The 18,895-nt window shown below is 62.1% G+C and carries 13 protein-coding genes; all 13 read right to left on the reverse strand.

Going from position 1 to position 18,895, the window contains the following annotated elements; all coding sequences use genetic code 11:
- Positions 1-111: 111 nt before the first annotated feature.
- The 13 genes from ACP7EW_RS22240 to ACP7EW_RS22300 all read right to left on the reverse strand — a co-directional run bounded on the left by ACP7EW_RS22240 (position 112) and on the right by ACP7EW_RS22300 (position 18,890).
- Positions 112-2,631, reverse strand: a complete 2,520-nt coding sequence (locus ACP7EW_RS22240; RefSeq protein ID WP_426219758.1) for an autotransporter domain-containing protein — start codon at positions 2,629-2,631, stop codon at positions 112-114.
- Between the two features lie 248 nt (positions 2,632-2,879).
- Complete coding sequence (locus tag ACP7EW_RS22245; protein WP_426219760.1) at positions 2,880-3,641, reverse strand: PIG-L deacetylase family protein; 762 nt, start codon at positions 3,639-3,641, stop codon at positions 2,880-2,882.
- A gap of 179 nt (positions 3,642-3,820) precedes the next feature.
- Positions 3,821-4,480: a glycosyltransferase gene (locus tag ACP7EW_RS22250; protein WP_426219762.1), complete on the reverse strand. Its 660-nt coding sequence runs from the start codon at positions 4,478-4,480 to the stop codon at positions 3,821-3,823.
- Complete coding sequence (locus ACP7EW_RS22255; protein WP_426219764.1) at positions 4,477-5,076, reverse strand: SAM-dependent methyltransferase; 600 nt, start codon at positions 5,074-5,076, stop codon at positions 4,477-4,479. Before ACP7EW_RS22255 ends, ACP7EW_RS22250 begins: the two co-directional genes overlap by 4 nt.
- Complete coding sequence (locus ACP7EW_RS22260; protein WP_426219766.1) at positions 5,073-5,831, reverse strand: PIG-L deacetylase family protein; 759 nt, start codon at positions 5,829-5,831, stop codon at positions 5,073-5,075. Before ACP7EW_RS22260 ends, ACP7EW_RS22255 begins: the two co-directional genes overlap by 4 nt.
- Positions 5,828-6,826, reverse strand: a complete 999-nt coding sequence (locus ACP7EW_RS22265) for an acyl-CoA dehydrogenase (RefSeq protein WP_426219768.1) — start codon at positions 6,824-6,826, stop codon at positions 5,828-5,830. The genes ACP7EW_RS22260 and ACP7EW_RS22265 overlap by 4 nt, the downstream gene beginning before the upstream one ends.
- A gap of 1 nt (position 6,827) precedes the next feature.
- Positions 6,828-8,987, reverse strand: coding sequence for a glycogen debranching protein GlgX (glgX, locus tag ACP7EW_RS22270; RefSeq protein WP_269130733.1), 2,160 nt, complete (start codon positions 8,985-8,987; stop codon positions 6,828-6,830).
- 119 nt (positions 8,988-9,106) lie between these two features.
- A complete protein-coding gene (locus ACP7EW_RS22275) occupies positions 9,107-9,379 on the reverse strand; it encodes a DUF2934 domain-containing protein (protein WP_033896523.1) in 273 nt (90 codons plus the stop codon).
- Between the two features lie 24 nt (positions 9,380-9,403).
- Entirely contained in the window at positions 9,404-12,139 is a 2,736-nt protein-coding gene (locus ACP7EW_RS22280; RefSeq protein WP_426219770.1) for a malto-oligosyltrehalose synthase, read from the reverse strand.
- Positions 12,136-14,220 (reverse strand): 4-alpha-glucanotransferase, encoded by a 2,085-nt coding sequence (malQ, locus tag ACP7EW_RS22285; RefSeq protein ID WP_426219772.1) that lies wholly within the window; start codon positions 14,218-14,220, stop codon positions 12,136-12,138. The genes ACP7EW_RS22280 and malQ overlap by 4 nt, the downstream gene beginning before the upstream one ends.
- On the reverse strand, positions 14,217-15,962 hold the full coding sequence (treZ, locus tag ACP7EW_RS22290) for a malto-oligosyltrehalose trehalohydrolase (protein ID WP_426219775.1): 1,746 nt from the start codon (positions 15,960-15,962) through the stop codon (positions 14,217-14,219). Before treZ ends, malQ begins: the two co-directional genes overlap by 4 nt.
- Before the next feature lie 20 nt (positions 15,963-15,982).
- Positions 15,983-17,536, reverse strand: a complete 1,554-nt coding sequence (gene glgA, locus ACP7EW_RS22295) for a glycogen synthase GlgA (protein ID WP_426219777.1) — start codon at positions 17,534-17,536, stop codon at positions 15,983-15,985.
- Positions 17,537-17,936: 400 nt separating this feature from the next.
- Positions 17,937-18,890 carry a D-2-hydroxyacid dehydrogenase family protein gene (locus tag ACP7EW_RS22300; RefSeq protein ID WP_426219779.1) on the reverse strand — a complete coding sequence of 318 codons (954 nt, stop codon included), beginning with the start codon at positions 18,888-18,890 and terminating at the stop codon, positions 17,937-17,939.
- Positions 18,891-18,895 lie beyond the last annotated feature (5 nt).

Consider the following 18,895-nt stretch of genomic DNA (forward strand, 5'->3'; position numbering starts at 1 on the left):
CCTGGAGCCCAGTTGAACGCTGCGCTGTATCTGGCCTGTTTCAGGAAGTGCGTTGAGTTAAAGACGGTGTATCGCAACGGGCCCTGTACACACTGCGATACAAACCCCGACCTAGAAATCCACCCTCAACCCGAGCGTGCCCCGTGTGCCGCTAAGGTCAAGGCTATCGAGGTTCTGGTTGTGGCTCACTTCTGCGTAGAGGTCAACGCCGGGTGCAATCGCGGTGGTTGCGCCAAGGCTGAGGTCTAACGTGGTGGATTTTTGTTCGGTAGCAAAATCCACGGTGTTGAAGGTCACTGTGCTTTTACCTTGCGGGGTATGCCAGACGTTTGCCCGAACGTAGGGGCTGACGGGCAGGTTGTGAACGAGGTAGTTGCCACTGGCGCGCACGCCCACACGGGCGGTGAGCTGTGAATCCGTGTCATAGGACACCTTGGAGAACAGGTCCCTCTGGCTATCGAGCCGGGTGCGGTTCCAGATCATTTGCAGTTGAGGTTCGATGTTCCAGGTCGGGGTGATCGCAAACGGTTTACCGACCTCTACCGACAGCGCCAGATCGTGGCCCTTGGTTTTCATCTTTATGCCTCGGTCCGACTGGTTGTTCCCACTGAGCCGGGTGCCCATCAACACCACGTCCGCATACGCATTGTTCTGCCAGATGTGGGTCGCGGACAGCCCCAGGCTGGCGCCGCGTAAGGTGGTATCGCCGGCTTTCCGGTCAGGCTGGCCATCGATGAGCCCTTTGACCTTGCCCCTGAGTCGGCTCTGCCCTGCCAAAACGCCCAGATGCTGGGTAGCTCCGGCCTCGGTGGTTCTTGAAAAAAGGGATGTGCCGACTTGATAGCCATTGATCGAGCTATCCAGCGAGGTGCTTAAATCCCCGGCAAAAGCCTGACGGCTACTGCCGCCGTAGACCCGTGCCCAACCCGTCGGGAACGCCCCCGTTTCTCGCTGCCGGCCTTGTTCACCCAAGCGCTCGTGAAACGTCCCGAGTGCATTGCGCACCAGGTGCTGGGCCGCCGGGTAGACCGTTGCAGCGAGTGAGACTTCCTGGCGAATGAAGGGCACTGGCCGGATCGTTGCGGTTGGCAACGGCGGACTGCCCGGTGCGGGCAGCGGGGTAACCGGCGCTTCCACGGGGGCTTCCGAGCGCAGGAACCAACTGTCCTGCGAGCCTGCACTGACCCCGCCGTGATACAGGTAATAGTTGTAAGGGCCGGCGGCCGCTGTCCCGTTCAATGAAAACGCAGTGCTGGTGCTGGTGGCCCCATTTTGTGCGTCGACCACTCTGATACCGTCCGCAGTCGTGGCGGCGCCGATGCCTCCCAGGTTAGTGATTTGGATGGCTGTCGTGCCGCTGATTACGCCCTGGTTGACGATCAGTCTGTCGCTGGCAGAACTGTCATTGCCTAGTGCTGTTTGCAGTGCGAGCACACCTGCGTTACCGGTGTAGTTGCCATTGATGGTCAGGGTGTCGTTGGCGCTTGAACTGCCTGTGGTCATGTTGATGACACCGTTGTTGTTGACGTCGACCCGTTGTCCGGCGGTGAATGGGGTGATCAGCCCCGTGCCCACTAGCAGTTCACTGGCGCCATCCACATTCAGCACACCCGTGCCTGTATCGCTGTCACCCAGGGTCAAGGTGCCGCCCAATGTCAGCTGCGAGCCGTTGTCCAGCTGCAGGGTTTCCCAATTTGTGAACAGGCCCGGGTTACCCGCCTGGGTGTTGTCCAGGGTCAGCGTGTCGTTACCCAGGCCGCCATCGATCAGTTGTGCTGCCGCCACTTGCGAATTGACCAGGTTTTTCAGCAATGCCGTATCGTCGCCCGCTCCCGTCAGCACGGACGAATGCAGGTTGCCGCCCGTCCAGATGAAGCTGTCGTTGCCAAAACTGAGCAGAATCTGCCCGTTGACTTCGCCACCCGACACGGTCACGTGATCATCACCGCCGCTGACACTGATATTGCCACCCACAAACGCTGTGCCCGAGATCAGGATGGTGTCGTTGCCAAACCCCGTCACCAGGTTGCCGATGATGCGCCCGCCCGACATATCAAAGACGTTGTTATCGAGTTTCATATCGACGCGGCCAATGCTGCCGCCGGTCATCTTGGCGCGGTCTCCGTCTTCGAATGCCCCGGTGATCGTACCGCCACTCATGAAGAAATCGTCCAAGCCGTCGCCTTGCTCCAGCAGCAAGAGGGTGCCGCCGCTCATGGAGAAGTTGTCGATGCCGGCGCCTTGGCGCACCGCCCCGGCCTGCCCCCCCGATATCTGCACAACGTCCGTGCCCGCGCCTTGTGTCACCGAGCCGGTAATACTTCCGAGGTTGAGCCTGAAGATATTGGCGCCGTCGCCTTGGTCGAGGTTGCCATCGATCCCCGCGCTGGGCCCGTTCACGTCCACAAGATCATTGCCGGCACCAAAGGTCACATTGCCCGAAATCCGCCCCGTCGCGGTGATGTCGAGCGTGTTACTGCCGCCCGTGTCGGTAAAGCCTGGCGCTGTTGCGCTAGTGCAGGTGGAGGTGTCGTTGCCGGCGGTAATGTTTACGGTGCAGGCTCCATAAGAGGCAAGCGGCCACGCCGTCAGGGCGAAAAGATAAATCCAGGCAAGTGTCTGTGCACGCATGATCCGTCCTCGTTCGAGGGGAGCGTTGCCCCGGCACCTGCAAAAGCCGGTGCGGGCCAGACCATGACAACGTGACGCGCGATACGGATCAGGGACAGCGGGTTACCTGTTTCTGAAAACACCGGCCAATGCAAAAGGTTGGCATGGCTTTCTCGACTGCACCTGAACCGGTGCAGCGCTTTTTCACCTTAGCCACGGATTCCCCGGGCCGCTACTGTGAGAACTAACAGGTATGGACGAGTAGGGTGCTACGACAGCACGATCTCATAGGGTTCGCGCATTCTCTCCAGAAGCACCTGGGCCAGCATCGGCGCCAGACCGATGGCCGGGTCGCCGGCCAATTGGCTGGCATAGGCGTGCGCCGCATGGAGCTTGCGCGCCACGGTCCAGGTGTCCAGCCGCACCTTGCGTGCGCGTTGCCAGGGTATGATCGCACCTTCCCGAGCGGGCCAGTGCCACGCCCAGATCGGCAGTTCATACAGCTGCGCACCGACCAGGGTGCAGGCGTTGGCGCTGGCACGGCCAACAGTGTCGTGATCGTCATTGCCGTCGTTACGCCACGTGCTGAACACCACATCGCCCGGTTGCAAGTAGCGCGCAATGAATTGACTCAGTTGCGGCTCGCGGCTGGCGAGCGCGTCGTCACAGAAGCCACCGCGGATCCACTTCAAACTGTGCAGGGGCATGCCCAGGCGGCGCATGGCCTCGACGCTTTCCTGGGGCCGCACAACGCTCAGGCGGCTGGCCGGCCAGACGTTGGACCCTGGGTGACTGGCGCTGCCATCCGTGATGGAGATGAGTTGCAGGGGATGCTCCAAGGTACTGAGCAGTTGCAGCAGGCCCCCGCAGGCCAGCACTTCGTCGCCGGGGTGGGGCGCGATGATGACCACGCGCGCGCCAGGTGGCACCAATGAGGACGGGGTGATCGGGGGGATTTGCGCCAGCTGCGGGGCGCTGTTCCAGATTTGCGCAGAGCCACTACGGCCGTCGCTTAAGGAAGCAAGCTTCATGGGGTGTCACATCCTTGTCGATTGATGCTGGGTCGTGGCCCGTTGACGGGACGACACTCTTTTATCCACCACAGGCTCCGCCGCAGTGGCTGCATGACGCCCCAACCCTGGAACGCCAGCAAGGCGTCATCAGCATAGACAAGGATTGGTCGGTTTTACATTCGGTAACGTCGTTTTTTTCAAGTGGCGTGCACCAAGCTCTTCAAGTAATCGCCGAAACCGCCCTGTGCGCGAGCATCCAGGCGCGCACTGGTGATCACTTGCGGGCTGTGGCTCCAGGCGATGGAGGCGCCGCACAGCTCCAGGTTACGCACCAGTTGCACATCCTCATGGCACGCCAGCGGCTCGAAACCACCCGCGCGCACATAAGCGCCTGCGCTCACGCCCAAGTTGGCACCGTGGATGTGTCGATGGCCGTCTCGCGCCTCGTAACCCTGGTTGTAGCGAATCTGCGCAGCCGGGTCGAAGCCTTCGCTCCAGGCGTCCACGGTGACGGTGCCGCATACCGCGTCGGCCCCCAGTGCCAACTGGGCCACCAGCCAATCAGGCGCCACGCGGCTGTCGGCATCGGTGCACGAAATCCAGCGGGCGCCCTGGTTGAGCAGATGCCGCGCACCCACGCCTCGAACATGCCCGACATTGCGTGCCTGGGCTTCAAGCCATTGCACGGGATAGGCCTGGGCAATGGTGGCACTTGCATCGCTGCAACTGTCGAGTACCACCAAGACAGTCACGGCTTCGCCGAGTAAACCTGGATGACTGGCCGCGATCAGTGCCGCTTTCAGGCAGTCGCCCAGCAGGGCCTCTTCGTTGTGTACCGGGATCAGAATGCCGATCATCTCAGGCCCTCAAGGGTGGCGACCGAAGTGCCGTCGCGGCTCCACAGGTCGAGCAGGAAGTCGTGTTCGTGGTGGCTGGTCACGCGAGGCATATTCAGCCGTTCCTGAAGCAGGGCATGCACCTGCTCGGCCGTTTGCGGGCAACCTTCGATAGGCGGGCGCCAATGGCAGGCCAGCACCTGGCCGTCGTCGGTCAACGAGGTGCGCACGCGTTCGATCAACCGGCACAAATCATCGGCGTCGAGGTAGTAACACAACTCGCTGAGCACGATCAGCTCGAACTGACCTGTGGGCCACTGTTCGGGCAAACGGCTTTGCTGCACCTGAGCCTGGGGAAAACCCAGCAAGCGGCTGCGGGCCAGGTCAACGGCGGCCGAAGCCGTGTCGCAACACAGCAGGCGGTCACAGCGGGGCGCCAGTTCGAAGCTCAGCTCGCCATTGGCGCAACCAGGCTCGAACACCGAGGCGTAGCGGGGGCGCGTGAGTATCGCCAGCGTCAACGCGCGTTTGCGGCGTTCGTACCAGCGTTGGCGAAAGGCCCAGGGGTCATCGTTGTTGGCGAACAATTGGTCGAAATACGGTGTGGCCACACTCATACGAATACCACTTCAAAAGGCTGGAGCAGACGTTCCACTACATAGGGTGCAAGCACGGGGGCAAGGCCGATCTGCGGGTCGCCCTCCAATTGGCTGGCGAAGGCATGGATGGCGTGGCGTTTGCGGGCGACCGCTTCACAGGTCAATGGGATCTTGCGGGCGCGATGCCAGGGCACTTGGTTGTCTTCGGGCGTTGCCCAGTGCCAGGTCCATACCGGCAGTTCGTACAGGCTTGCGCCTACAGCCGAGGCTGCCTTGGCGCTGGCACGACCGACGGCTTCGTGGTCGCAATGCCCATCTTCGCGCCAAGTGGTAAACACCACATCGGTGGGTTTGAGATAACGCTGGATAAACGCCGCGAGTTCATCTTCCCGCGCCGCCACCTGACTGTCGGTAAACCCGGCCCGCAGCCATTTCAGGCTGTGCAGCGGCAAGCCAAGACGATGCAGGGCCTGGGCCGACTCCTGCGGGCGCACCACACTCAAACGCTCAACCGGCCAATGCCGCGAACCCGGATGACTGGCGCTGCCATCGGTGACTGAAATCAGCTGGATGGCCCGGCCGAGTGCCGCGAGCCCCTGCATCAAACCACCACACCCCAACACTTCATCATCCGGATGGGGGGCGACGATCACCGCCCGATAGCCTTCGGGCACCAACTGCTCAACGCTGATCGGCGGCAGCTCGGCCATCTTCGGCGACGCCTGCCAGCGATGCAGCGGCGTGCCTTGGCCAACGATTGGATTGGGTTTCATAACTGCCACCTCCCTGTGGGTTCGCCGGCGACCAACTCGCCAAGGCCGGCCAAGTCGCGTTCGGCGTGACTCTGGCGCATATACACCGGCAAGTCCGCCATCAACTGGGCGAAATGCGGATCCTTGCAATAGGGCCCCGCACCGACGGCCCGACCCACGTGGCGCATCACCTGTTCGACGGTGTCCTCGATGCACGCCCGAGTCTGTTGCGCCAACTCCCGGGCATTGGTCTTGGGTTCTCGATCGACCTGTTCAGCGCTGGCGCGCAGTACACAGGCGGCGCTGTTGAGTGCGCTGTCGACCGCGCCGAGGTGGGCGAGGGCGTGAGGTTCGGGGCGTTTGCTGCACTGCTCACGCAAGACTTCCGCCAGGCGTTGCGCCGCGCCATACCAGCAGGCAGCAATGCCAATGCCGCCTTGCCAGAATCCGGGGCGAGCCAGGTAATCACCTGGTCCGCCCACGGCCAGCCCCCAGGCCTGGTCAAACACGATTTCCACACTGCCCGTGGCGGCCATGCCCACGGCGTTCCAGCCTTCGTCCGTGACGACGGCGCCCGGTTGATCCATAGGCACTGCCACCAGTTGCTGGCGGTCTTCTTCGTCCCAGGCCGTCAGCAAGCCATGGCTGACCACTGCCGCGCCGGAACACCAGGCTTTACGCCCTTGCACCTTCAGGCGCTGGCCCTCTTTGAAGACGCGTACCTTGGCGGTGGGTGGCTCGGCCGCCCACATGCCCCAAATGCTGCCCAAGGGCGGCAACGGACTGTTGAGTTCGGCGATGATCGCCAAGGCGTCGGTGTGGCCTTCGAACAACTTGCACAGGCGCAGGTCATGGCCTGCCACCTGTGCCAAGCGGCTGAACCGCGCCAATGTCTGACCGCTGCCCGGCAAGGGCAGTTGGTCCAGGCCTTCCTCCTGAAGCGCCTTCAGGGCCGCGCCCAGGGCTTGCGTGTCCGCATAGCCCCGGTAGCCTTGAAGGAATCCATGCAGTGCCATTTCACACCTCGTCTTCACGCTGCAATTCGAACAGCAGCAGCGAGCGGCCCGTCACCGCGTACTCATGATCGAAATCAAAGCGTTCCTGGCCACGGACTGCCGGGGAGTTGGTGTCGAGCATGCACGTCCAGAATTCGCCCTCAGGCACCGCCGGCAAACGGAAGTTGACCATATCGTGGTGGGCGTTGACCACCAGCAACAAGGTGGCATCCGCGCCGGGCCGGCGAATGCCCGTCTCCTGCGCGCGGCCATCCATCAGCATGCCCAGGCAGCGGCCATGGCTGTCCTGCCATTGCTCAGTGGTCATTTCATTGCCATCCGGCGCCAACCAGGTAACGTCCTTCACACCGATGTCTTCGTTGTAGTCGCCTACCAGGAAGCGCCCACGACGCAGGATCGGGTAGGCCAGGCGCAGCTTGATCAAGCGCTTGACGAACTTGAGCAGCGCCTTGCCATCTTCGTCCAGGTCCCAGTTGATCCAACCGATCTCGCTGTCCTGACAGTAGGCGTTGTTGTTGCCGTGCTGGGTGCGGGCGAATTCATCCCCGGCCACGATCATCGGCGTGCCTTGAGATAGCAACAGCGTGGCAAAAAAGTTACGCATCTGGCGCAGGCGCAGTGCGTTGATTTCCGGGTCGTCGGTTGGCCCTTCGACGCCGTGGTTCCAGGACAGGTTGTTGTTGCTGCCGTCCTGGTTGTTTTCGTCGTTGGCCTCGTTGTGCTTGTCGTTGTACGACACCAGGTCGTGCAGGGTGAACCCGTCGTGAGCGGTGATGAAGTTCACCGAGCTGTAAGGGCGACGTCCACGATGGTTGAACATTTCGCCGGAGGCCGTCATGCGTGCGGCGAAGTCGGCCAACTGGCTGTCGTCGCCTTTCCAGAACGCCCGAACGGTGTCGCGGAAACGGTCGTTCCATTCCACCCAGCCCGGCGGGAAATTACCCACTTGATAGCCGCCAGGGCCGCAGTCCCAGGGCTCGGCAATCATTTTTAACTGGCGCAACACCGGATCCTGGCGGCACGCCACGAGAAAGCTGTGGCGTTCGTCGAAACCATCGCGGTAGCGGCCAAGAATGGTTGCCAGGTCGAAGCGGAAACCGTCCACGTGCATCTCGGTTGCCCAGTAACGCAGGGAGTCGGTGACCATCTGCAGTACGCACGGATGGCTCAAGTCCAGGGTGTTGCCGGTCCCGGAATCGTTGATGTAGAAGCGCTTGTCATCCGGCATCAGCCGATAGTACGAAGCGTTGTCGATACCGCGCATCGACAGGGTCGGGCCGCGCTCGTTACCTTCAGCGGTGTGGTTGTAAACCACGTCCAGGATCACTTCGAGCTTCTGCTCATGCAGGTGCGCGACCATCTCCTTGAACTCGGCGATCTTGCCACTGGCGAGGTAGCGCGGGTCTGGCGCGAAAAACGCGATGCTGTTGTAGCCCCAATAGTTGGTCATGCCTTTTTCCAGCAAGTGCTGGTCATTGACAAAGGCATGCACGGGCAGCAATTCGACGGATGAAATGCCCAACTGGCGGATGTGCTTGAGCACGTCGTCTTCCATCAGCCCGGCGCAGGTGCCACGCACGGATTCAGCGACGGATGGATGGCGCATGCTGATGCCGCGCAGATGGGTCTCGTAGATGATGGTGCGATCCCAAGGCACGCGCACCGGCTGGTCATTGCCCCAGGTGTGTGCCGGGTCGATGACTTTGCATTTGGGCACAAAGGGTGCGCTGTCACGTTCGTCAAAGCTGAGGTCGTCGTCCGGGTGGCCGATGGTGTAGCCGAACAACGCCTCGGACCATTTAAGCTCGCCCACCAATTGCTTGGCGTAGGGGTCGATCAGCAATTTGTTGTGGTTGAAACGGTGGCCGTTGGCGGGGTCATACGCACCGTACACGCGATAGCCGTAAATCAGCCCTGGATGGGCGTCGGGCAGGTAGCCATGGAAGGTTTCGTCGGTGTATTCGGGCAGTTCGATGCGCTCCAGTTCGACTTCGCCGGAATCATCGAACAGGCACAGTTCGACCTTGGTCGCGTTGGCCGAGAACAAGGCAAAGTTGACACCCAGGCCGTCCCAGGTGGCGCCGAGGGGGAAGGGCAAACCTTCACGAATCCGCGACGGCTCGCTGCCCGGCGTCGAAGGGGTTTTATCGGGTTTGCTCATTGAGTTGCTCCTGCAAGGGTCTTTTTTCGGGCCGAATGCGGCCGTGCTGACGAAATTTCAGCTGAGAGTCTGGAAGGTAAAATCACCTCTTGCCGACAGCGCCGACAAGAGGCGAGGGGTCAAGGCTTGGGCTTTTTGGGCGCCGGTGGTTTTTTAGCGGCCGGTGGCGCCGGCTTGCTGGCCGCAGGTGCCGCGGGTTTGGCTTTCGCCGGCGGCTTGGGGGCGCTGGCCTTGGGCTTGGCGGCTGCCTTGGGCTTGCTCGGCGTCAGCGCTTCGGCTTCTGCCAGTTTGCGCGCCATCTCCCAGTGGCGTGCATCTTCACCATGGGGTTTGCCCTCCGACTCCCAGATCTGATGCGCCAGTTCGCGTATGCGTTTGTCTTCAGTACTCATCACAATGCTCCTCACAGAAAATTTTCAGCTTTCTTGATCATCAGGATTGATAAAGACATTGACCGGGAAATCCCCCAGGGCAGCGCTAACCAACAGCTCCTTGTCTGGTGTGACTGCGCCTGTATGAAAAAGTCCCTTCCAGTTTTGCGTTGTGGCGGCGAACGGTAATTTTACCCGTGTATCGCCCCAAACCTGCGCGTTGATCTGGGGATGCACACCGTTTTCAAGCAGGTAATGGGGCCAGCGTGGCACCACCACCAGCAAGCGTTTACCGTGATGTTCGCGGCTGAATGCGACCACCCGTTCGGCGTGTGCGCCGACCACTTCCAGCGGCGTGTAGGTGCCGCTGCGGAACAGGTCAGGCTGGGCCTTGCGCAAGGCCAGCACCTGGGCAATCAACGCCTGTTTGATACGCCCGTCGCGCCAGTTGAACAACAGTTCGCCGATGTCCGGTGGGGTCGCCAGCGCCTTTTGCCGTGCGCTGTAATCCACCGGGCGGCGGTTGTCCGGGTCGACCAGGCTGAAGTCCCAGAACTCATCGCCCTGGTACAAGTCCGGTACACCCGGTACGGTCATGCGAAGCAAGGATTGCGCCAGGCCATTCAGCGCGCCGGCCGGGGCAATCGCCTGAGCGGCATTGCCAATGGCGGTGCGTAGTGCGTGGCCTTCTTCACTGAGCAATAGCCGTGAAAGGAATGCTTCGACACCTTGTTCATAGGCTTCGTTGGGCGCGCTCCAGCTGCTCTGCAACTTGGCTTCGCGCAGGGCCTTTTGTTGCCACTGCCACAGGCGCTGCTGGTAGCCGTCAAAGTCGGTGCCCTGATCCAGCGGCCAACTGCCGAGCAAGACTTGATAGAGGATCAATTCATCACCCGGTGAGGGCGCAGTGTCGGTCCGTAACGGGGCGGCCAGGGTGCGCCAGTGTTCCACCTGCTCAACAAACCACGGCGCGCATTCACTCAACACCGCCAGGCGCGCGCGGGTGTCCTCGCCGCGCTTGTGGTCATGGGTGGCGGTGGCCAGCAGGTTGTCGGGGAAGGTCTGCAAGCGCTGCTGGTTGACGGCATGGAAGTCGGCCAATGGCGCGCTGAACTGTTCGGTGCTGAAGCCCACGTCATTGCGCGACAGCAATACCGCCGAGCGATAGAACGCAGTGTCTTCCACGGCCTTGGCGGCAGCGGGGGAGGTCAGTTGCTGGAAACGCACGCAAGCGTGCTTGAGGATCTTGCGTTCGCGGCCCACCGGGCGATTGCGCCAGGGCTGGCCGCCCAGCCATTTTTCCAGGTGATCGAGTACGGGCCAGTCGCCTTCGCCCAAGGTGGTGCGCGCGCCGTCCATGGCGTGTTGAAACACCTGGTCGTCGGCGTCGCTGCGGCCACGTGCGCTGATGTAGGTGCGGTACACCGGGAAGTGCACGATCAGTTCCTGCAAGGCGCGGCGGATGGCGCCTAGGGTCAGGTCGCGGGTCATCACATCGTCGCGGGCTACTTGCAGCAGGGCTTGGGCCACACTTTCAAAGTCGCCGCCGAGGGAACCGTTAAGGATTTGCTGACGTGCCAGCCGCGCCTCCTCGATGAACGCCGAAGGCCGTTCGCTGTGACTGGTCCACAATTGGGCCAATGGCTCAAAGCCGTCGGGGTGATGTTGCAGCAGCGACAGCTGGTTCATGAATTCGTAGCCGGTGGTGCCGTCCACTTGCCAGTCTTCGCGCAGGGTTTCGCCTTCGCCGAGGATTTTTTCCACGAAGATCGGCAGATGCCGCTGCGGTGACAACGAATCCACCCGGCGCCGCAGCTTGCGGCAATACCCGCGCGGGTCGGCCAGGCCGTCGATATGGTCGATACGCAGGCCATCCACCAAGCCTTCGCTGATCAGTTCGAAAATCTTGCCATGGGTGGCCTCGAACACCGCCGTGCGTTCTACGCGTAGGCCGCCCAGTTCATTGACATCGAAGAAGCGCCGCCAGTTGATATCGTCCGCTGCGGTGCGCCAGCTGGCGAGGCGATAAGCTTGTTGTTCAAGCAGTTGGTGCAGGCGGTCGAAGTCGAAGGTCGCCAGTTGTGCGTCGATGGCCTGGCGCACTTCGTCCTCAGTGGCCCGTTCGGCCAGGGCCTGTTTGAGCCAGGCGGCTTCATGGTAAGCGTCGTCCTGATAGGCCAGGGCGCTGAAGCGGTCGGACAATGGCTTGAGCAACTCATCGCTGCCCAGGATCGTCGCGTAGTCCCGTGGGCAGATCGGAAAGCGATGCTCGTAATGCTCGACATAGAACGCGCCATGGGTCGCATCGAACTTCAGGCTCACACTGCCGCTCTGCAACGCTTCGCCGTAATCGCTGCCGAGGAACGGCATCAGCAACTGGCCTTTGAGCAAGGGGTCGGGCGAATGCCACTGGATATCGAAGAACTCGCTGTAGGGGCTCATGCGCCCCCATTCCAGCAGGTCCAGCCACCAAGGGTTATCCGCACCGCCCACGGCCATATGGTTGGAGACGATATCCAGGATCAGGCCCATCCCGTGTTCACGCAAGGCGGCAACCAGGCGGCGCAAGGCAGCTTCGCCACCCAGTTCCGGGTTGACGCGGGTGGGGTCGACCACGTCGTAGCCGTGCATGGACCCGGCGCGGGCGCTGAGCAGCGGCGAAGCGTACAGGTGGCTGATGCCGAGGCGTGCAAAGTAGGGCACCAGGGGCACCGCGTCATCCAGGGTAAAACCTTTGTGGAATTGCAGGCGCTGGGTCGCGCGCAGGGGCAGTGCGTTCATCGGTCACGCTCATAGGCTTGGTTGCGCGCGACGGCCAACAGTTCGAGGCGGCGGGCGGCACCGGCGTTGTCGAGCAGGCTGGAGGCCTCACCCACAAAGCGGCGGCGCCAATTGGGGTGGGTGTCGGTGGTGCCGGGCAGGTTGGCCTGCTCCTCAACGCCGAGCGCATCTTCCAACGGCAACAGCACCAACGGCGCACGGGTATGGCCGAGGTAGCGCACGCTGGCGTCGATCATGTGGTCGGTTTCATTGCGGATTTCTTCAACGAAGTTCTGCGGGTCCTGGCTCAAGGCCTGGCGCAGTGCCTGGCGTTCGCGCAGGCGGTGTTCGCTCCATTGCTCCACGGTGGGCGCGTCGATCAGGCCGAGCTGGATGTTCCAGTCGATATCGCGGCTGTGCCACCAGCCGTTGAGCGTCGGCAAATCGTGGGTGCTGGTGGTGGCCAGGGCATTGTCCGGCCAGTCGAGGATCGGCTTGAATTGGCCCTCGTGGTTTTGCTCGAACAGCAACACGCGCATGCCGAGGATCGAGCGGGCGATGAGTTTTTCGCGCAGGCCGTCCGGCACCGTGCCCAGGTCTTCACCAAGCACGATGGCGTGGTGGCGATGGGATTCCAGGGCCAGCAGGCGCAACAGATCTTCCACCGGGTAATACAGGTAGGCGCCTTCACGCGGCGAAGCGTCCATGGGGATCACCCACAGGCGTTGCAGGCCCATCACATGGTCGATACGCAGGCCACCGGCATGGGCGAAGTTCGCGCGCAGCATTTCGATAAAGGCACGGAAGCCGTTGCGCTTGAGGCCTTCAGGCGAGAACGCGGAGATGCCCCAGCCCTGACCTGCGCGATTGAGAATGTCGGGTGGCGCGCCCACGGTCAGGTCCGCGAGCAGCTCGTCCTGACGGCTCCATGCCTGGCTGCCACCGCCGTCAGCGCCCACGGCCAGGTCGGCAATCAAGCCGACGCCCATGCCGCTGCCACGGGCCGCTTGTTGCGCGCGTTCCAGGCAACGGGCGATCAGCCATTGGCTAAAGGCGAAGTAGCCGATCTCATCCGGGTTTTCTGCGGCAAATGCTGCGAGTGTCGGGCTCTGCGGGTTGCGCCAGTCTTCTGGCCAGTGGCGCCAGTCGAGGTCTTCCCCCTTGGCGGCGCGCACGGCCTGCACGGCTTCGAAGCGGCAGTGATTTTCCAGCGCTTCACCACCGGCTTGGCGGAAACTCAGGAAGTCGGCGTGTTGTGGATGCTGGCCGTGGCGGAAGTCTTCGTACAACGCTCGCAACAGTCGCTGCTTGGCCTTGGCGGCTGTGGGCCAGTCGATCAGGCTGTGTTGTTCCAGGTCGTGCAGCTCGTCCGTCAGACCGAGGGCTTCGATGGCGTTGCGCACCTCGCGCTCCCCTAGAATGCAACCGGGCGAGGCGTACAAGCTGTTGAGGAACAAACGACTCGACGGCGAATACGGGCTGTAGCGCTCGGTGTCGGCGCTGAACATGGCGTGCATCGGGCTGATGGCCAGGGCGTCGGCACCGCGCTCGGCGGCCGAACGGGCCAAGTGTTCCAGGGCCAGGGTGTCGCCAAAGCCGCCATCACCCAGGCGGCGCAGGCTATACAGTTGCGCGCTGAGGCCCCAGGCGCGAGCGGGGCGGCTGTCGACGGCCTCGGCCACGCTGTAGCAGTGGGTGGGGGCGACGGCCAAAGTGAAGGTCTGCTCGGCGATATGCACCTGGTGGTAACCGAGGGCGATGACGCCGGGTAATACGGCGTCGCCATCCAGACGCAAGTCGAGGGTTTCGCCATCTTCCAGGCTGACCCGGCACAGGGTGTCCGGCTCAAAGTAACGGGCGAGGTCCAGGCCTTCGCCGCTGTCGATGGTCATCAAGGGTGGCAGGTGTTTGTCGTGTTGCGCCTGTTCCAGTTCGAGCAGGCTGGCGTCGATCTCGGCATCGCTGTCGGCCGGGTGGCCCAGGCCTTTGAGAACGGCGCGCAGGGCGTCGGGTTTCACACGTTGCGGGCGGCCGTTTGCGTCGATCCAATCGACGGCCAGGCCCGCTCGGCTGGCGAGGATTTCCAGGTTCGCTTCGCTCAAGGGTGCTCTCCAACAGGGGATAGGGTAACGCGTGCGCTGTTCGCCGGCAGCTGGGCGCTGAGGTTGGCAGGCGTTTCGAAAAGGACGGCGCCGGTCGCCGGGTAATCCAGCGGCGCGGCACTCAGGTTGAGATCGATCTGCAACAGGCTGCCGTTGCCCAGGTGCCAGCGGGCGCTCACGGCACCTTCCGCCAGCACCTGCGCGCCCAAGGCAAGGCTGCCGGGCAAGTGCGGCACGATATGCTGGTGGCGCAGGTTCAGTAGTTGGCGGTAGAGCCGGCCATGCGGGTTGTCGGTAAACGACGGGGCCGATTGTTCAAAGGTGGTCGCGTCGTTGGGATCGGGAATGCGTTCACGTCGTTCCGGGTCCTTGAACGCGGCGAAGTCAGCAAACTCATTGCGCCGTCCTTCACGTACCGCTTCGGCCAACTCGCCGTGATGGTCAGTGAAAAACAGGAACGGTTCGCTGGCGTTGACCTCGTCGCCCATGAACATCATCGGGATCATCGGCGAGAGCAGCAGCAGGGCCGTTGCCGCCTCTAAAGCCTGGGGCGAGCAGAGTTGATGCAGGCGCTCGCCCAGGGCGCGGTTGCCGATCTGGTCATGGTTCTGCAAAAACGCCACAAACGCGCTCGGCGGCAGGTGCCCGCTGGGTTCGCCGCGTTCATGGCCATGCCGGGTGGTCTGCCCCTGGTAGACAAAGCCTTCACCCAGGCAACGCGCCAGTTTGGCGGTAGGCTCCTCGGCAAAATCACTGTAATAGGCGTCGGTTTCGCCGGTCAGCAGTACGTGCAGGACGTTATGAAAGTCATCATTCCATTGCGCGTCAAAATCGTGCTGCAGGAGGCTGGATTGATTGAGCTCGTTTTCCAGCATCAGCCAGACGTGTCGACCGGTGTCGACTTGCTCGCGAACCCGGTGCGCCAGTTGTTTCAGAAAGTCCGGGTTATCGATGGCGTGTACCGCGTCCAGGCGCAGGCCGTCGAAACGGTATTCGAGCAGCCACATCAAGGCGTTATCCAGGAAGAAGTCCCGCACTTCACGCCGGTCAAAGTCGATACCGGCGCCCCATGGGGTGTGCACGTCTTCCTGGAAGAAGCCTTTGGCGTACTGGCCGAGGTAGTTGCCGTCGGGGCCGAAGTGGTTGTAGACCACGTCGAGGATCACCGCCAGGCCATGCTCGTGGGCGCTGTCGATCAGGTGCTTGAGTTGATCGGGCGTGCCGTAGGAGGCTTGGGGCGCGTAGGGCAGGACACCGTCATAGCCCCAATTGCGTTCGCCAGGGAATTGCGCCAGCGGCATCAATTCAATCGCGGTCACGCCCAGCTCGGCTAGGCGCGGCAGGTGCTTCTCGACACCGGCATAGCCACCCATCGCGCCGACGTGCAGTTCATAGATGACGGCTTCGTGCCAGGGACGGCCCTGCCACTGGCTGTGGCGCCATGGATAGGCGAGGGGGTCGACCACCAGGCTCCAGCCATGCACATCCGAGGCCTGGGCCCTGGAGGCAGGGTCGGGAACATCCATCTCCCCATCGATATTGAAGCGGTAGCGCGTGCCCGCCGGGCACGCTATTTCGGTTTCAAACCAGCCATCTGCCTGGGGCAGCATGGCGACGGACTTGCCATTTTCCAATTCAACGCTGACATAAAACGCGTCTGGCGCCCACAAGGCAAAACGCGTGTGTTGCGCGTCCAGCATGATTGCGCCGTGGGGCCAGGTTTCCAGAGTCCGTAACGGCATCTATAGAGACCTCCCGTTGATTATTTAGCGGATTTCCCCAAGGCCTTGGCCACAAGCTGCTCGTACAGTTCGGCGTAGGGTTCCACCGCCTGGCTCCAGTTGAACGGTTGCGTCATCGCCCGGCAGCGCATGGCATTGAGCAGGCCAGGGTAGGCAAACACCTTGAACGCGCGGCTCAAGGCTTCTTTGTAGCTGTCGACCGTGGATTCATTGAACAGAAAACCGGTCACGCCATTTTCGATGGTGTCAGCCAAGCCACCGGTATTGCGCGCGACGGGCAGCGAGCCGAAGCGCTGGGCGTACATCTGGCTCAGGCCGCACGGCTCGTAGCGCGACGGCATGAGCAAAAAGTCACTGCCAGCGAACATGCGCCGGGCATCAGTCTCATTGAAGCCGATGCGCACACCAATCTGGCCGGGGAAGCGCAGCGCCAGTTCACGCATGGCGTTTTCTTCTTCCGGCTCGCCGCGACCGATGATTGCGATCTGCCCACCTTGCTCGACGATAAAACTGGCGACGGCTTCGGTCAGGTCCAGGCCTTTCTGGAACACCAGGCGTGAGACCACGGCGAACAGCGGGCCGGTGGATTCACTCAGGCCAAACAGCTCGCGCACCTGGCTGGCGTTGATCGCTTTGCCTTCCCAGTCGCCGATGTTGAAGTTGTGGGTCAGGTGCGGGTCCGTAGAGGTTTCCCAGCTGTCTTCAATGCCGTTGGGAATGCCGCTGAGCAAGCCTTGCTGGGTCTTGCTGGCAAGAAAGCCATCCAGGCCGCAGCCGAATTCCGGGGTGGTGATTTCCCGGGCGTAGGTAGCGCTCACCGTGGTGATGTGGCTGGAATACGCCATGCCGGCCTTGAGGTACGACATCTTGCCGTAGAACTCCATGCCTTCCTGCTGCAGGGCGTGGGGTGGAATGCCCAGTTCCGGCGTGGAAGCCAAACTGATCACGCCCTGATAGGCCAGGTTATGAATGGTGAACAGCGTCGGTGTGCGTGACCCACGCCAGTGCATATACGCCGGCGCCAGGCCAGCGGGCCAGTCGTGGGCGTGCACCAGGTCTGGGCACCAGTGGATCTGCGCGAGGTTGGCGGCCATGTCGGCGGCAGCCAGGCCCAGGCGGGCGAAACGGATATGGTTGTCCGGCCAGTCGCGGCCGTTATTGGCGCCGTAGGGCGTGCCCTCGCGCTCGTACAGTTCGGGGCAGATCAACACATAAATGACCAGGCCGTCCTTGAGGTCCATGCGCCCGATCTTGCACGGCGGCAGCGCGGCGTGGCCACCCAGCTCGCCGATGATATGGATCGGGTTATCGCTTTCCATCACCTGCGGGTAACCGGGAATCAGCACCCGCACATCGTGCAGGTGGGCCATGGCGCGGGGCAGGGCCGCGGACACATCGCCCAGGCCGCCGGTTTTCACCAAGTCGGCAAATTCGGAGGTCACGAACAGGACTTTCTTGCGATTAGGATTCTGACTCACGATCGGCCGCACAGTGGTGGGCAGGTCGACCAACGAAGGTCCCCCTACCGGCTGACTGACACGCTCTCCCTGAATATCTACAGCGGCACTGATCATAGTTCTCTCCCACATGTTGGTCGGCTAATGGCCCGCTGCCATTAGCTCCGATGGCCACATCCTGCGGCCAGGCGCACAAGCACTGTACAAACTGGCAAGGCGTATGCCAGTTGCACGGTTAGCCAAAAAAGATTGGATGGACGGGCATTTCGCGTGAACCGCGGGTGCTCGCCTTACCTTAAAACTGGACCTACGGCAGAGTTGGAAAGTTTCGATTTTTTGCGGGGTTTTTGTTTTCGAACGGACCCATCGGTCATGAGTCTAGGACAGATCCTAGAGCTTGTAGGCTTTCTACGGAAATTTTGTAGGACAAAAAACTTGTAACCTTATGTCAGGTTGACGCGGGCTCGCCACAACAAGCCCGCTCGCCAAAAAAGTGCGAATGCCCTGAAAGAGTGCGTCAGCCCAGCACGCGAATGGGCGCTCCCTTGGCCCACGCTTGAATGTCTTCGATCATCTGGCCGTAGAACTGTTGGTAATTCTGATCGCTCACATACCCCACGTGCGGCGTCGCCAGCACGTTCGACAGGCGGCGGAACGGGTGATCCGCCGGGAGCGGCTCCTCGGCGTACACATCCAGCGCCGCCCCCGCCAGGCGACCGCTTTCCAATGCCTGCACCAGCGCCGATTCATCCACAATCGGGCCACGGGCCGTGTTGACCAAGTGCGCGCTGGGTTTCATCCACCCCAGTGCCTCGGCGTCCACCAGCCCACGGCTGCGGTCGCTAAGCACCAGATGAACGGTAAGAATATCCGCCTGTTCAAACAGCGCCTGCTTGCTGACCCAGGTCACGCCCGATTCCGCCGCGCGTTCCGGCGTGAGGTTTTCACTCCAGGCAATCACCCGCATGCCGAACACCTGGGCAAACTGCGCGACTTTCTGGCCAATGCTGCCCAGGCCGAGAATGCCCAGGGTCTTGCCATGCAGATCGCCGCCCAGGCCAACCTGCCAATGGCCGGCGCGCAAGGAATTGGCCTCGGCCAGCAGATTGCGGGTGGACGCCATGATCAGCGCCCAGGTCAATTCCGGCGCGGCGTGTTTATAGCTGTCGGTGCCGCAGACTGTGATGCCCAGCGCCTTGGCGGCGGGAATGTCGATGGCCGCATTGCGCATGCCACCGGTGACCAGCAATTTAAGCTTTGGCAAACCTTGCAGCAGAGCCTTGTCGAAGGTGGAGCGTTCGCGCATCACGCAAATCACCTCGAAGCCCCGCAAACGCTCGATCATGGTGGCGGTGTCCGCCGGGTAATCGTGAAGGAAATGCACCTGGCCCACGGCCTCAAGCACTGACCAATCCACCACGCCACTGGCCACATTCTGCCAATCATCAATCACTGCGATCTGTACCGACATTCACG

Origin of the sequence: Pseudomonas sp. DWRC2-2, assembly GCF_049897885.1 — a bacterium.
GTDB lineage: Bacteria > Pseudomonadota > Gammaproteobacteria > Pseudomonadales > Pseudomonadaceae > Aquipseudomonas > Aquipseudomonas azotoformans_A.

Excerpts from the sequence above, each read along its gene's own strand:
- ACP7EW_RS22240 (WP_426219758.1), bottom strand. The coding sequence starts at position 2,631 with ATGCGTGCACAGACACTTGCCTGGATTTATCTTTTCGCCCTGACGGCG.
- ACP7EW_RS22245 (WP_426219760.1), bottom strand. The coding sequence starts at position 3,641 with ATGAAGCTTGCTTCCTTAAGCGACGGCCGTAGTGGCTCTGCGCAAATC.
- ACP7EW_RS22250 (WP_426219762.1), bottom strand. The coding sequence starts at position 4,480 with ATGATCGGCATTCTGATCCCGGTACACAACGAAGAGGCCCTGCTGGGC.
- ACP7EW_RS22255 (WP_426219764.1), bottom strand. The coding sequence starts at position 5,076 with ATGAGTGTGGCCACACCGTATTTCGACCAATTGTTCGCCAACAACGAT.
- ACP7EW_RS22260 (WP_426219766.1), bottom strand. The coding sequence starts at position 5,831 with ATGAAACCCAATCCAATCGTTGGCCAAGGCACGCCGCTGCATCGCTGG.
- ACP7EW_RS22265 (WP_426219768.1), bottom strand. The coding sequence starts at position 6,826 with ATGGCACTGCATGGATTCCTTCAAGGCTACCGGGGCTATGCGGACACG.
- glgX (WP_269130733.1), bottom strand. The coding sequence starts at position 8,987 with ATGAGCAAACCCGATAAAACCCCTTCGACGCCGGGCAGCGAGCCGTCG.
- ACP7EW_RS22275 (WP_033896523.1), bottom strand. The coding sequence starts at position 9,379 with ATGAGTACTGAAGACAAACGCATACGCGAACTGGCGCATCAGATCTGG.
- ACP7EW_RS22280 (WP_426219770.1), bottom strand. The coding sequence starts at position 12,139 with ATGAACGCACTGCCCCTGCGCGCGACCCAGCGCCTGCAATTCCACAAA.
- treZ (WP_426219775.1), bottom strand. The coding sequence starts at position 15,962 with ATGCCGTTACGGACTCTGGAAACCTGGCCCCACGGCGCAATCATGCTG.
- glgA (WP_426219777.1), bottom strand. The coding sequence starts at position 17,536 with ATGATCAGTGCCGCTGTAGATATTCAGGGAGAGCGTGTCAGTCAGCCG.
- ACP7EW_RS22300 (WP_426219779.1), bottom strand. The coding sequence starts at position 18,890 with ATGTCGGTACAGATCGCAGTGATTGATGATTGGCAGAATGTGGCCAGT.